The sequence below is a fragment of the Comamonas sp. B-9 genome (genome assembly GCF_000410635.1).
Lineage (GTDB): Bacteria > Pseudomonadota > Gammaproteobacteria > Burkholderiales > Burkholderiaceae_C > Comamonas.
Genome location: NZ_APCR01000505.1, coordinates 19,646 through 33,100 on the forward strand (window position 1 = coordinate 19,646; position 13,455 = coordinate 33,100).

Here is a 13,455-nt window from a genome sequence, read left to right on the forward strand (position 1 = left end):
CTTTTGCTTTATCGATGCGATCAAATGTATTGATGGCGCCTAATATGATTGCCAAGGAAGTGTTATGACTCGTCAGCGGAACGCCCGGAACATCGTTGTTTCCTCGGCCATGTTGCTGGCCACCTCCAGCCTCTTTGCCCAGGGGCTGATCACGGTGTACCAGAACGATTTTGAAACGCCCAATGCAGCGCAGTACGCGGCAGAGATTTGCAAGGATGGCGGTGGCACCCCGGCGAGTGGCAGTTACGGCACCTTCTCCCAGAATTACAGCGATCCGGCCAACGGCTTTTCGTTCGTCCAAGTCAAAACAGCCGATCGTCTGTGTACCAAGGCGGTCAACAATCCTACGGCCAATGCCAGCCACTCGCCGGTTTGGCAAGGCACTGGCTACGCCGATGATTCGCGGCCTTTGAACCAATTCACGGGTGGCATTGTTCGTCAGTCCGGTGACCATCAACACCGAGAGGCGGTGGGCCTGGTTTTTCCGACACAAGGCCAGCAGTTCATGGATCTGTCGATGGATTGGTCTGGGCTTGCCGTGCAGCTCGATGGTGCCAACCCGGCTAACCCTAACGACTTCTACAACAAGCTGTGGATCAACAGACCGGACAAAGACTACAGCGTCAAATTCCGTTTCTACCGGCTTGAAGCTGGTGACAGCTTTGTCTTGGTGGACAACGCCGCTGCGGAGTCTTCGGTGAATATCAATGCAGTGCCTGCCAGCCCTGTGCACACGGAGGTGTTCTCTTTCTCCAGCGCTTCGGCCGATGGCCTGTCGTTTGACTGGCATGCGATGCACTATGCCCTGGATATGGCAAACATGGGTTTCAATAGTTCAAGTTCAACCCAGCGCCTGGGCGTGGTCTGGGAACTGGAGACTGACCAGTCCTATGCGGCCTTTGACAATATTCTGGTGACTGCCTCGCAGGTGCCAGCCGCCGAGGTGGTCAAGGGCGTTGATGATGAGCACAGCTTGCCCAATATCTCGGATGCCTTTGCGATTCCTGATGTCACCGCCAATGACTATGTGGAAGGCAGCGGCAGCGCCATCAACAAGGCATCGGTCCAGTTGTTGAGCGCTCCGCAGTATGGCGCGCTGAGCATTCCCGATCCCAGCCACCCCGAGCTGATTCTCTACACGCCCGATGGTGTGTACTTTGGCGATGTGACTTTCCAGTACAGGGTCTGCGATACGTCGACCCCTACGCCTGCCTGTACGACCGATCCTGTCACCGTCACCTTGCACATCCCTGCCAAGGTCACGCCACCTGAGCCGGCTGCGCCAACGCCCGTTCCCGGGCTGGCTGGTTGGGGCATTGGCTTGTTGTCGATGCTGACGCTGGGCCTGGCCGGGTTCTTCAGCAGAAAGCGCCACACTGCCTAGTGACCAAACCCTCTTCGGAGGGTTTTTTGTTGCCTGGGGGCAGTGGTGCATCGAGCGGTGCACGGCCCAAAGAGGCCCTGGCCCCCTTGCGAACGCTGCGCTCACTTCATCCGCTGCAGCCGCATCGACACCCGAAAGCGCTCGGCCGGGTGGGTGGTGATGCTGGCCTCGAACAGCTCGCCGTCCAGGTCCAGGTAGCGCCGCACAATCTTCAGCGCCGGCGCGCCCAGCGGTACTTCCAGCACCTGGGCCAGCGCGGCGTCATCGATCTGCACGGCCTGGATGTCCTGGCGGATCTCTGCAATCTGGCGGCCATAGCGCTCCTCGATCAGGCTGCTGATCAGCACGCCCGGGCTGGCGCGCACCAGCGCCCCAATGTCCTGGTACTGCGGGTCCACATAGACATCGGTCCAGCCAATGGGCGGGGCCTTGCGGTCGCCTTCCAGGCGCAGACTGGAGATGCACAGCCAGCGCGCGCCTGGCGGGCATTCCAGCTCCTGCGCCAGGCTGGCGCTGGCCATGGTTTCTTCAATGCGCTGCACCTGGCGCAAATGCTCGGCACCAAACTGCACCAGGTCATCCACCGAGGCGAGGGTGGGGCGGAACGGGTTCCTGGGCTTGGAGGCCTCCACGCGCGTGCCCACGTTCTTTTTGCGCGATACCAGGCCCCGCTCCTGCAGCGCTGTCAGCGCCGCACGCACGGTGTGGCGGCTCGTGTGGTAGTGCTCGCACAGCTCCAGCTCGGTGGGCAGCAGCGCCCCCACCGCAAAATGCCCCGAGGTGATGGCGTCGGTCAGGTGGTTGGCGATATCGCTGAAGTTCAGTTTGCGGGCGGTGGCGTCATTCATGGAGGCAAGGGTATACCCTGTAATGCATATGTCCGAACATATTTATAGTTCATATGTCCGGACATAATGAGTCCGGACATAGCATGTCATCTACTCTAACGCACTACAGCACCTACCATGAGCGCCACCTCCCTTCCTCAGTCCAGCACGGTTGTCGACTCCATCCTGTTCCGTGACGCCTTTGGCACCCAGAAGATGCGCGACATCTTCTCGGACCAGGCCTTGATCCAGCGCTATATCGATGTCGAGGTGGCCCTGGCCAAGGCCGAGGCGCGGGTGGGCGTGATCCCCGCCGATGCCGCCGAGGTGATTGCGCGCGAATCGCAGCTCGCGCGCATCGACTTTGACCACATGCGCCATGAGACGGACATCGTGGGCTACCCCATCTTGCCGCTGGTGCACCAGCTGGTGGCGATGTGCGGCGAAGCCGGCCGCTATGTGCATTGGGGCGCCACCACGCAGGACATCATGGACAGCGCCGTGGCGTTGCAGGTGCGCGATGCGATCGACAGCATCGATGCCGATGTGCGCGAGCTGCGCGGCATTCTTGCCAACCTGGCCAAGAAACACCGCGACACGCCGATGGCCGGCCGCACCCACCTGCAGCAGGCGCTGCCGGTGACCTTTGGCTACAAGGTCGCCATCTGGCTGGCCATGTTTGACCGCCACCAGCAGCGCCTGGCCGAGCTGCGCCCGCGTGTGGCGGTGGTTGAGTTTGCCGGCGCCGCTGGCACCCTGGCCTCGGTCGGCGAGCAGGGCTTTGCGATCCAGAAGGCGCTGGCCGAGGAGCTGGGCCTGGGCGTGCCTGCCACCACCTGGCATGTGGCCCGCGATGGCTTTGCCGAAACCATCAACCTGCTGGCGCTCATCACCGGCTCGCTGGGCAAGATTGCGCTGGACATCATGATCATGGCCTCGACCGAGTTCGCCGAGGTGTATGAGCCCTTCGTCAAGGGCCGTGGCGCCAGCAGCACCATGCCGCAAAAGCGCAACCCCATCTCCAGCGAGCTGATGCTGGCCGCCTCCAAAGCCGTGCGCCAGCATGCCGGCCTGATGGTGGATGCCATGGTGCAGGACTTTGAACGTGCCACCGGCCCCTGGCATGCGGAGTGGATTGCCATTCCCGAGAGCTTTATCCTGAGCTCGGGCGCGCTGCACCAGGCCAAGTTTGCGCTGGGCGGCCTCATCGTCGATGAGGACCGCATGAAGCACAACCTGGGCATCAGCCGGGGCCTCATTGTGGCCGAGGCCGTGATGATGGGCATGGCCCCGCACATCGGCCGCCAGCAGGCCCACGATGTGGTGTACGACGCCTGCCGCACTGTGAACGACAAGGGCGGCACCTTGGCCGATGCGCTGGCTGCGCTGCCCGAGGTGACCGCGCACTTTGACCGCGCCACCATCGACCGCCTGACCGATCCGACCAACTACCTGGGCCTGGCGCCACAGATGGTGGACCGCGCGCTGGCCCTGTCGGCGCAGGTGCAGGCCTGAGGCTGCGGTGGAGGAGACAACAATGACGACTACCTCAACTCTGGCACCGGTGCGCAAACTGCCCTGGTACCGCAAGCTCGGCATGCAGGTGCTGGTATCGCTGGTGCTGGGCATTGCCGTGGGCTTTGTGTTCCCGGCCTTTGCCTCCAAGCTCAAGCTGCTGGGCGACATGTTTTTGTCGCTGATCAAGGCCGGCGTGGCACCGCTGGTGTTTTTGACCATCGTGCACGGCATCGCATCGGCCGGCGATGTCAAAAGCGCGGGCCGCGTGGGCTGGCGCGCGATTGTCTATTTTGAGATCGTGTCCACCATCGCGCTGGTTGTGGGCTTGCTCGCGGGCAACCTGATCGAAATCGGCAAGGGCATGGCCCATGTGACGGCTAGCACGGCTGCGCCGGTGGCCAAGGCGGCAGCGCCCCAGGGCTTTTTGGAGTTCATGGCGCACATCGTGCCGGACAACTTTGTGGGCGCCTTTGCCAAGGGCGAGCTGCTGCAGGTGGTGGTGCTGGCCGTCATGGTGGGCATTGGCATCCTGGCCATCCCTGATGCGCGCCGCCAGCCCATCAATGCCGCGCTCGATGGCATCTCCGAAGTGCTGTTTGCCTTTATCAACCTGGTGATGAAGCTGGCACCCATCGGCACCTTTGGTGCGGTGGCCTACTCGGTCGGCAGCAACGGCACGGCGGTGCTGGTGGCGCTGGCGCAGTTCGTGCTGGGCTTTTATGTGCTGGTGGCGCTCTTCATTGCGGTGGTGATGGGGTTGGTCGCGCGCATTGCGGGCTTTAGCCTGTGGCGCTTTGTGCGCTACATCAAGGATGAGATCCTGATCGTGCTGGGCACGGCTTCGTCCGAGAGCGCATTGCCGCGCCTGCTGGTCAAGCTCGAGCGCCTGGGCTGCGCTAAGCAGACCGTGGGCCTGGTGCTGCCCACCGGCTATGCCTTTAACCTGGACGGCACCTCGCTGTTCATGGCCATGGGCGTGATGTTCATCTCCCATGCCTACGGCGTGCCCTTGAGCCTGGACCACCAGATCGGCATCCTGCTGCTGATGCTGCTCACCTCCAAGGGCGCAGCCACGGTCTCGGGCGGCTCGTTTGTGGTGTTCGCCGCCACCGTCACCTCCACCGGCATTCTGCCTGTGGAAGGCCTGGCCGTGATCTTTGGCGTGTACCGCTTTTTGTCGATGGCGATTGCCACCTGCAACACCCTGGGCAACAGCGTGGCGACGGTGGTGGTGGCCAAGTGGTCGGGCACCTTCGATGCGCAGGCTGCCGAGCGCTACCTGTACCCCGAACGCTACCCGCAAACCCAGGCGGGCGACGAGGCGATGGACGATGGCAACCTGCTGGCAGCCGATGCCCACGACAGCACTGCCAGCCCCGCCCTGCAACGCAGCCCCAGCGCAGGCTGAGCCCACTGAACCCCGGGGCATGCACCGCTGGCATGTCCCCTGGAGACACAGCATGAACGACAGCCGTATCGAGCATGACGCCTTTGGCCCGGTGGAGGTGCCTGCCGCGCGCTACTGGGGCGCGCAGACGCAGCGCGCGCTGGGCGTTTTTACCATCGGCACCGAGCGCTTTCCCAATTGCCTCATCGAAGCCTTTGGCCTGCAGAAGATGGCCGCCGCCCAGGCCAACCAGCGCTGCGGCGTGCTGGATGCGCGGCTGGCCGACGCCATCGTGCAGGCGGCAGCGCTGCTGCGCGACGGCGCGCATGCCGCGGATTTTCCGCTGACGGTCTGGCAGACGGGCTCGGGCACCCAGACCAATATGAATGCCAACGAGGTCATCGCCAACCGCGCCAACGAGCTGCTGGGCGAGCCGCGCGGCAGCAAGGCGCCGGTACACCCGAACGACCATGTCAATGCCTCGCAGTCATCGAATGACAGCTTTCCGACGGTGATGCATATCGCCACGGTGCGGGAGCTGGAAGAGCGCCTGCTGCCAGCACTGGCGGTGCTGCAAGCCAGCCTGGCTGGCAGGGCGCAGGCCTTTGCGGGCGTGGTCAAGATCGCGCGCACCCATCTGATGGATGCCGTGCCGATGATGGTGGACCAGGCCTTTGACGCCTATGCCCGGCAGCTGGCACTGGGCATGGAGCGGGTGCGGGGCATGCTGCCGCGCCTGCTGGTGCTGCCCCAGGGCGGCACGGCAGCGGGCACCGGCCTCAATGCGCCGCCGGGTTTTGATGCCGCCTTTTGCGAGGAGCTGCAGGGCCTGACCGAGCTGGCCTTTGTGCCCAACCCCAGCAAGTTTGAAGGCATGGCCGTGCACGATGCGCTGGTCGAGGCGTCTGGCGCGCTCAACACGCTGGCCAGCTCCCTGGTCAAGATCGCCAACGACCTGCGCCTGCTGGGATCGGGCCCGCGCTGCGGCCTGGGCGAGCTGCACATTCCTGATGACGGCCTCACCTCATCGATCATGCCTGGCAAGCGCAACCCCACCATTGCCGAAGCGCTGGTGCAGGCCTGCCTGCAGGTGATGGGCAACCACAGCACCATCACGATGGCCAATGCCTCCGGGCTGTTTGAGCTGAATGTGGCCAAGCCCGTGCTCATCTACAACCTGCTGCAGTCAATCCGGGTGCTGAGCGATGCGGCAAGTGTTTTTGCGACCCGCCTGGTCGATGGCCTGCGTTTGAACGAAGAGCGCCTGGCTGCGAATGTGGACAGCTCGCTGCTGGTGGTGATCGCCCTCAACCCCGTGCTGGGTTACGACCAGGTGGCCCGCATCGTGCGCGAGAGCCTGGCTACCGGCCGGCCCCCGCGCGAGGTGGCCCGGGCGCTGGGCCTGCTCAGCGGCGAGGACTACGACCGGCATGTGGATGCCAAGGCCTTGGCGCGGCCCCATCCAGCGCCCTGATTTTTCTAACGACAAGGAGACAGACATGACATCGTTTTTGAAGATCGGTATGGCGGCGCTTGCCCTCATCAGCGCTGCAGCCGGGGCAGGGGCCCAGGGCTACCCATCCAAACCCATCACCTGGATCGTGCCGTTTGCCGCCGGTGGCCCCACCGATGCGCTGGCCCGCAGCGTGGCCGAGCGGGTGGCGCGGGAGGTGGGCCAGCCCATCATCATCGACAACGCGCCCGGCGCGGGTGGCACGGTAGGGTCGGCCAAGGCCGCGCGCGCCAAGCCCGATGGCTACACCATGCTGGTCGGCCACATGGGCTATATGGGCGCGGCGCCCGCGCTGTACAAAAAACTCAGCTACGACCCGGTGAAGGATTTCGCGCCGGTGTTCCGCTTTCCCGACACGCCCCTGGTGCTGATGGTGCGCAAGGAGCACCCAGCCAAGGACATCAAGGCCCTGGTCGAATGGGGCAAGGCCCACCCGGACAAGCTCTACATCAGCAATGCGGGCATCGGCTCCAGCTCCCATCTGATCGCCGCCTTGTTCGCCACCTCGGCCGGAATCAAGGTCACCCTGGTGCCCTACAAGGGCGCGGGCCCGGCTTTGCTCGATGTCATCGGCGGCCAGGGCGGCGGCCTGTTTGACCAGACCAACACCGCCCTGCCGCAGCTCAAGGACGCCAAGCTGCGCCCTCTGGCCGTCACCTCCAGGCAGCGCTTGCCGCAGCTCAAGGATGTGCCGACCTTGGACGAGACCGCCTTGCCAGGCTTTGAAGCCAGCACCTGGTACGGCATCTATGCGCCCAAAGGCACCCCCCAGGAGGCGCTGGACAAGTTCCAGACGGCCTACCTGAAAGTCATGGGCGACAAGGAATACACCGACAAGCTCGTCAGCCAGGCCATCCAGCTGCTGCCACCCGAGCAGTACAGCGGCCAGGCGCTGGGCCGGCACACCGAGGCGGAGGTGGCACGCTGGAAGGCGGTGGCAGCCAAGACGCAGATGGCGTTGGATTGAGAGGGGGAGGGCTTGGTCGTAAAGCAGGCGGGCGTTGCTGTGCAGTGGAGGTAAATGTGGGCATACCTTTACTGGACTACGGCGCATGCCGCAGGTAAGGCGAAGATCGAGTCAGTCTCTAAAGCTGGTATGAGCTGGGTCGTTGCTGCCTGGCTGTTACTCGGTGCAATCGCATTCTGTAAATCCGCAGGCACAGCTTGAGTGTTTACGGAGGCAAGGCTGTCGTTGCACTTGAGCCATTGCTGCGGTTTTCGCTTCTTCAGTGGGTCTCTGTCCCACAGTGACGGCTGTGCCCCATCGTCAAGTGGATACTTTTGTTTACTCGTACCATGCTTTTGGTTACAATGAGATTGGCTGGTAACTTGATAAATTAGCACTAGTAATTTAAGCCTATCTATTTAGGTGGTCTATTTCTGGTAAGAGATGCCGGTTGATATTAATTGAATGAAAAATATGCCTGCAATAAAAATATTGAAGTGGCTATTTTTAATGATAAATACTTAAGCATATATTTAAATTCAATGCAAGCTTTAAAAGATGTTCTCGATAATTATCATGAAAGTCTTAAAGGTGTAGTTGCTATTCGTACAAGAAGCGTTGATCAGCAGGCGATTTTTGAAAAACTTCCCAATTTTTTTCAAAAAATAATTGATCACACTAAAGATGGTGGCGATTTTATAGTTCAGCCATCGATTGGTGCAGGGAATATGGCAAGTATTCCATGGGTCGCTATCCTTAAGAAATCAGTGACTTTGACCGCTCAGGATGGGTATTACATCGTTTTATTGTTTGCGCAGGACATGAAGTCATGTACTCTTAGTCTTGATCAAGGTGTCACAGAATTAGGCAAAAAATATTCCAGCAAGCTTGCGATAGTAAAAGCACGTGAATTTGCTGAGCGAGCAGTGCTTTGCTTTAAGCCTGACCCGCGAGCAACAATAGGTCCCATCAATCTAGCAGCTAAAAGTGGCATAGGTAAGGCATACGAAGCTGCAGCCATCGAAAGTTTCCGCTATGAAGTGGATAACTTACCTAGTGAAGAGACTTTAATTGCAGACTTCGAGATCCTTCTCGATCATTATGAGCGTCTCATTGAAGTAGCTGGCTCTAGTCTTGAGTCTTTGGCGCCTATTACCGAGCGGCAGTATCAGGCCGCAGTGCAAGGGATTGCGGAGCTAGACCTATCAGCATCGTTGCGTCAAGATGTGCCCAAGAAAAAACCTCAGCCTGTTAGCGGTGTGGCACGTACCTGCTATTCACGCGATCCTTCGGTTGCAATAGCAGCTCTATCTGCCGCAAATTTTCAATGCGAAGTTGAATCTGGCCATCGAACGTTTACCTCTAAGGCAAAAAGACGACAATATATCGAAGCGCACCATTTGATACCTATATCGGTGCAGGATGAATTTGAATACTCGCTAGACGTTTCGGCTAATGTTGTGGGGCTGTGCCCCCTATGTCACAAGCTTTTGCACCTGGGTATGCCTGCAGATAAAAAGCCAATTTTGAATAAATTGTTTGAGGAGCGCAGAGATCGTTTGCGTAAATCAGGTATTCCTATGACTGAAAAAGACCTTTTCCAGCATTACAAAACTGAGCTTGCAGAGGAGGATGCATAAGTAATTCGGTAACCTATTAAAGGTTTCTCGAGTTGCTTATATGTTTTGCCTCTTGCTTTAATTGTAAATTCAATCGATGGGTGCCCATCTGCCATTGAGAATTCCGAGGCTTGCTGGTTGCTCTTGCTGCTCAAGCCGATATGGACCCTGGCAAAGATCCGCCCACCGGCCCCCAGCCTTTGACATGCTCCACCAAGGCCCGCAGCTTGCGCGGCTGGTTTCTGCGGTTGGGGTAGTAGAGGTAAAAGCCGGGAAAGTAGGGCAGGTAGCTGTCCAGCACCGAGACCAGCTCTCCGCGCTCCAGGTAGGGCGCAAAGGTCTCCTCCATGCCGATGGTGATGCCGCCATCGGCCAGCGCGGTGCGCACCATCAGCAGCATGTCATTGGTGGTGACACGGGGGGCGACCGCGAGGCTGAAGTCTCGCCCGTTTTCCTGGAATTCCCAGCGGTAGGGGGCGAGCTCCAGCTCGGCGCGCCAGCCGATGCAGCGGTGGCCCAGCAGGTCATTGGGGTGCTGGGGCGTTCCCTGTGCGGACAGGTAGGCAGGGGTGGCGACGCCCCCCTGCCGTTGCGGACCCGTCAGCGGGATGGCGATCATGTCCTGTTCGATGACTTCACCGAGGCGCAGACCGGCATCGAAGCCGCCGGCAATGATGTCGGATTCGTCATCGGTGACGGTGACATCCAAGGTGACATGCGGGTGGGCGGCGGCAAAGGCGCTGATCAAGGGACCGGACAGAAAGCGCTCGGCGATGGAAGTGACCGCCACGCGCAACAGCCCGCGCGCCGGGCCTTCTTCAGATACTTCTTCGAGTGCCACCTGCACAGCAGCCAAGGGGCCGCTGATTTGCTGGTGCAGCGTCTGGCCGGCCTCGGTCAGGCGCACATGGCGGGTGGTGCGGTGGACCAGGGCGATGCCCAGTTGGTCCTCCAGCTTGCGCATGGCCTGGCTGACGGCAGAGCGTGTCACGCCCAACTGGTCGGCGGCGGCACGGAAGTTTTGCGCTTTGGCCACCGCCAAAAAGCAGTGGAGCAGGTGGAGTTCGTCTTTCATTGGTTAGAAAGTCTAACCAAATTGTGCAGCATTGGTGCACTTCTCTGATCAAGCCACGCTGCCTACAGTTTGAACTTTCCAACGCCATGTGCAGAAAGTTCTCCATGAAAAACTTGCTCGACAAAGTCATTTTGATCACCGGTGCCAGCAGCGGTATCGGTGAGGCCACCGCCAAGCTGCTGGCTGCGCACGGTGCTACCGTTGTGCTCGGCGCTCGCCGGGTCGACAAACTGGGCCAGATCGTGGCCGATATCCAGAACGCAGGCGGTGTGGCCGAAGCGCTGGCGCTGGATGTGACCCAGCGTGCGCAACTGCAGGCCTTTGCCGACCATGCGCTGAATCGCTATGGACGCATCGATGCCATCATCAACAACGCTGGCGTGATGCCGTTGTCACCCCTTGCCGCATTGCGGGTGGAGGAGTGGGACTGGATGATCGATGTGAACATTCGCGGTGTGCTGCACGGCATTGCGGCGGTGCTGCCCGCCATGCGCCAGCAGGGCTTTGGGCATGTCGTGAACATTGCCTCCATCGGCGCGCATGCGGTGTCGCCGACCGCCGCCGTGTACTGCGCCACCAAGTACGCGGTATGGGCCATCTCGGAAGGGCTGCGGCAGGAAAGCAGCGACATCCGCGTGACCACGATCAGCCCTGGAGTGACGGAGTCGGAGTTGGCGGAGACCATCACGGATGCCGCTGGCCGCGAAGAGATGAAGGAGTTTCGCAAGGTGGCCATCAGCGCATCGGCGATCGCGCGGGCCATCCATTTTGCAATCTCGCAGCCGGTGGATGTGGATACCAGCGAGATCATCATGCGGCCTACGGCGAGCCCGCATTGATGAAAATCTGATGATGGGCGGGCGTGACAGTGCTAGCTTGAGGGGCACAGGGCTTTTCAGGCCTTGGCTTCTGCAATGCTGGTAACGCGCTCTCGCAATTGCGCCATACAGTGCGGGTCTGGAAACTCTTGAACTTCGTACCAAGGGAGCACGTAGGGGAGCCGTTTCGCAGCAGAGCCAGCACACGCTAGAAAGTCGCCCATTGATACGAAGAGCGCATCCGCAGTTTCCCCTTCGAGCAGGCATACCAGGTCTGCTTTCGGCAACCATGTGTACACACCTTTAGCCAGAACCGCGTAGCTGATCAACTGGCTGTCTTCCTTTCTTTCTACCAGGCTGTGTGTCGCCACAAACACATCGCGTCCAGCTTTCTCAAGCATGGAGTCCAGTCCCTGCTTCTGTTGCGCATAGTCGCCTACGAGAAGCTCACGTTGGAGCCTGCGCAACTTCTGGCCCAGCGCCCCTGGCGGGCACCAAGGCCTCCAGCTTCCATCAACCAGTTCCAGCATCTCGGCAGACAAGGGTCTGGAGTTTTCCAGCAAGATCGCGCGCGCCTGGTCAATCAGGATGCTCAATGCCTCCGTATTTTCTGCACTGCCGACGAGTAAACAAGTCCGGTTGGGCACCATCACCACAGGACGGCCCCCCACCGGTAATTGCCAGATGAGTTCCTGGATCAGCATTCGCGCAGCGTCGTGGTGATCTCCGTAGTTGGAGGCAAAAAATCCAGGGCCGAGCTGATAGAAAGACGGTGCTGTCTTGTGGCGCAGGTTGTCGATCGCTACCTGAAGTAGTTCGTCAAAAGTCTTACCCCAACGCGTCAAGGCATCCGAGCCAACCTGAACGATAGTCAGTTCCGTGTCGATTGCCACGCCGATGCCCAGCTCGTCGGTCAGAGGGCGAAACTCCATGGCTTCTGACATCGGCTTAACGTCGCCCCCTTCAATGCGCAGCAAATCGATGCTTGAGAGATTTCTCAGCACTGGCAAGAGATGGTCTTTGGCGTCTTCAAAGCGCATGTCCTGAACGCTGGGCGCGATGACACCTTGAACAAGGATATCTATTTGCGCCTTGCGCAATTTCGGCTCGGCGCGGCGGTAATCGATATAAACGTTGTGCAGGAAAATGCGTCCGCCTCCGCCGTACTGAATCAGGAATTTCTCTCTATCCAACGTAAAAGTCTCTGAGGGCCGAGCGCGCTTCAGTTCCTTCAAGACGATGTTGCCGAACTTCTCTTCATCGACCGGGCGATGAAGGAATTTGCTGAGAAAGGAAAACATAGGAGTTTGCGGATCTTGTAGTGGCAGCCGTCTGCCTTGTGCGACTGAATCAATGGCGATAACCATGTGCAGTAGCGATGTGCGCGTGCATGCTACAGGCTCTTTTACGAAGCAAGAATGTCTTTGCGGTTGTTTGCATTTTCGGGCGTGAAGCATTGCAGTGAGCCATCTTGTGCGTCGATGAACAAGCTTCCGCAAGACCGGCACTGCCACATCGTTCGTGTGGCTGCCTCGATGATGTTCCGGGCGCGCATAGATGCATCGTCCTTGCTCAATGCGCCGTTGGCAAGCGGGTTGATGACTTCCTCATCGATTGCATCCAACACGCCAAACCGACACTGGTCAGGCGTTAAATGGGCTTTGTGGGCTAAGCAGTCTGTGCTGTCCACAATAAGAGCGCCACAGCGGCATTGAATTTTCAAAATAGTGCCCGTTGGTTGGTTGCGATTGAAGCTGCTGTAAGGCATCTGGCAGAGCACCATAGGAGGCGTTCTAGCTGAAGACTTGCGGGATTTTGGCAGCATACCCCTTGTGTTCTGCCATGGGTTCTCATTTCCGTCACCGCATTCAGGTCTGGATGTCCGAGCAGGGTTTCATGCGACCGATCCACACCCCCTCACCGAAAATCCCGGCTCCGAATCCGCAGGCTGTCATACCAATCCGACATATCCCGCAGCTGGTGCGCGATCAGGTTGCCCACCTCGCCGCTGCGCTGCCAGCGGCCTTGCACGGCCAGGAACTGGGCGTGCAGCAGGGCGTCGCGCTGGGCGCTGCGCAGGTGGGGCCAGCAGATGACTTGCAGGTTGCCGGTTTCGTCTTCCAAGGTGATAAAGACGACGCCTTTGGCGGTGGGGGGCTGCTGGCGCAGGGTGACGATGCCGCAGGCGCGCACCCAGCTGCCGTCGCGGGCTTCGCGCAGCTCGGCCTGGGTTTGGAAGCGGTGGCGCTGCAGGCGTTCGCGCAGCAAGGCCATGGGGTGGCGGCGCAGGCTCAGGCCCAGCGCGGCATAGTCCCAGTGGATGTCTTCCTGCTCGCTGGCGGCGGGCAGTTGCAGCTCGTCCTCATCG

12 protein-coding genes are annotated in these 13,455 nt (G+C 60.1%); 7 read left to right on the forward strand and 5 right to left on the reverse strand.

Translation table 11 applies throughout. The features are described from left to right. Positions 1 to 64: 64 nt before the first annotated feature. Positions 65 to 1,384, forward strand: coding sequence for an Ig-like domain-containing protein (locus H928_RS0104725; protein WP_148293045.1), 1,320 nt, complete (start codon positions 65 to 67; stop codon positions 1,382 to 1,384). A gap of 101 nt (positions 1,385 to 1,485) precedes the next feature. Here the strand turns inward: H928_RS0104725 and H928_RS0104730 are convergent, their stop codons facing one another. Continuing rightward, entirely contained in the window at positions 1,486 to 2,232 is a 747-nt protein-coding gene (locus H928_RS0104730) for a GntR family transcriptional regulator (protein WP_021025478.1), read from the reverse strand. A 117-nt stretch (positions 2,233 to 2,349) separates the two neighbouring features. Here H928_RS0104730 and H928_RS0104735 point away from each other — a divergent pair, with 117 nt between their 5' ends. The 5 genes from H928_RS0104735 to H928_RS30610 all read left to right on the forward strand — a co-directional run bounded on the left by H928_RS0104735 (position 2,350) and on the right by H928_RS30610 (position 9,215). Further along, entirely contained in the window at positions 2,350 to 3,726 is a 1,377-nt protein-coding gene (locus H928_RS0104735; protein ID WP_021025479.1) for an adenylosuccinate lyase family protein, read from the forward strand. A gap of 22 nt (positions 3,727 to 3,748) precedes the next feature. Then, the gene (locus H928_RS26150) at positions 3,749 to 5,137 is read left to right on the forward strand and encodes a cation:dicarboxylate symporter family transporter (RefSeq protein ID WP_021025480.1); all 1,389 of its coding nucleotides are present in this window, start codon (positions 3,749 to 3,751) and stop codon (positions 5,135 to 5,137) included. Positions 5,138 to 5,189: 52 nt separating this feature from the next. After that, on the forward strand, positions 5,190 to 6,590 hold the full coding sequence (locus H928_RS0104745) for a lyase family protein (protein ID WP_021025481.1): 1,401 nt from the start codon (positions 5,190 to 5,192) through the stop codon (positions 6,588 to 6,590). 25 nt (positions 6,591 to 6,615) lie between these two features. Next, positions 6,616 to 7,596, forward strand: coding sequence for a tripartite tricarboxylate transporter substrate binding protein BugD (locus H928_RS0104750; protein ID WP_021025482.1), 981 nt, complete (start codon positions 6,616 to 6,618; stop codon positions 7,594 to 7,596). Positions 7,597 to 8,036: 440 nt separating this feature from the next. Next, positions 8,037 to 9,215 carry an MrcB family domain-containing protein gene (locus tag H928_RS30610; protein WP_148293046.1) on the forward strand — a complete coding sequence of 393 codons (1,179 nt, stop codon included), beginning with the start codon at positions 8,037 to 8,039 and terminating at the stop codon, positions 9,213 to 9,215. 130 nt (positions 9,216 to 9,345) lie between these two features. On the opposite strand, the gene H928_RS26155 is transcribed toward H928_RS30610, so the two are convergent. Further along, the gene (locus tag H928_RS26155) at positions 9,346 to 10,269 is read right to left on the reverse strand and encodes a LysR family transcriptional regulator (protein ID WP_021025484.1); all 924 of its coding nucleotides are present in this window, start codon (positions 10,267 to 10,269) and stop codon (positions 9,346 to 9,348) included. A 104-nt stretch (positions 10,270 to 10,373) separates the two neighbouring features. Here H928_RS26155 and H928_RS0104765 point away from each other — a divergent pair, with 104 nt between their 5' ends. Further along, on the forward strand, positions 10,374 to 11,108 hold the full coding sequence (locus H928_RS0104765) for an SDR family oxidoreductase (RefSeq protein ID WP_021025485.1): 735 nt from the start codon (positions 10,374 to 10,376) through the stop codon (positions 11,106 to 11,108). A 56-nt stretch (positions 11,109 to 11,164) separates the two neighbouring features. Here the strand turns inward: H928_RS0104765 and H928_RS0104770 are convergent, their stop codons facing one another. From H928_RS0104770 to H928_RS0104780, 3 genes are all read right to left on the reverse strand, one after another. Then, positions 11,165 to 12,388, reverse strand: coding sequence for a hypothetical protein (locus H928_RS0104770; protein WP_021025486.1), 1,224 nt, complete (start codon positions 12,386 to 12,388; stop codon positions 11,165 to 11,167). Positions 12,389 to 12,492: 104 nt separating this feature from the next. After that, positions 12,493 to 12,855: a hypothetical protein gene (locus H928_RS31360; protein ID WP_148293047.1), complete on the reverse strand. Its 363-nt coding sequence runs from the start codon at positions 12,853 to 12,855 to the stop codon at positions 12,493 to 12,495. A gap of 149 nt (positions 12,856 to 13,004) precedes the next feature. Next, positions 13,005 to 13,455: OB-fold nucleic acid binding domain-containing protein (locus tag H928_RS0104780; protein WP_027010558.1), on the reverse strand; the 451-nt coding region annotated here is incomplete at its 5' end.

Excerpts from the sequence above, each read along its gene's own strand:
- H928_RS0104725 (WP_148293045.1), top strand. The coding sequence starts at position 65 with ATGACTCGTCAGCGGAACGCCCGGAACATCGTTGTTTCCTCGGCCATG.
- H928_RS0104730 (WP_021025478.1), bottom strand. The coding sequence starts at position 2,232 with ATGAATGACGCCACCGCCCGCAAACTGAACTTCAGCGATATCGCCAAC.
- H928_RS0104735 (WP_021025479.1), top strand. The coding sequence starts at position 2,350 with ATGAGCGCCACCTCCCTTCCTCAGTCCAGCACGGTTGTCGACTCCATC.
- H928_RS26150 (WP_021025480.1), top strand. The coding sequence starts at position 3,749 with ATGACGACTACCTCAACTCTGGCACCGGTGCGCAAACTGCCCTGGTAC.
- H928_RS0104745 (WP_021025481.1), top strand. The coding sequence starts at position 5,190 with ATGAACGACAGCCGTATCGAGCATGACGCCTTTGGCCCGGTGGAGGTG.
- H928_RS0104750 (WP_021025482.1), top strand. The coding sequence starts at position 6,616 with ATGACATCGTTTTTGAAGATCGGTATGGCGGCGCTTGCCCTCATCAGC.
- H928_RS26155 (WP_021025484.1), bottom strand. The coding sequence starts at position 10,269 with ATGAAAGACGAACTCCACCTGCTCCACTGCTTTTTGGCGGTGGCCAAA.
- H928_RS0104765 (WP_021025485.1), top strand. The coding sequence starts at position 10,374 with ATGAAAAACTTGCTCGACAAAGTCATTTTGATCACCGGTGCCAGCAGC.
- H928_RS0104770 (WP_021025486.1), bottom strand. The coding sequence starts at position 12,388 with ATGTTTTCCTTTCTCAGCAAATTCCTTCATCGCCCGGTCGATGAAGAG.
- H928_RS31360 (WP_148293047.1), bottom strand. The coding sequence starts at position 12,855 with ATGCCTTACAGCAGCTTCAATCGCAACCAACCAACGGGCACTATTTTG.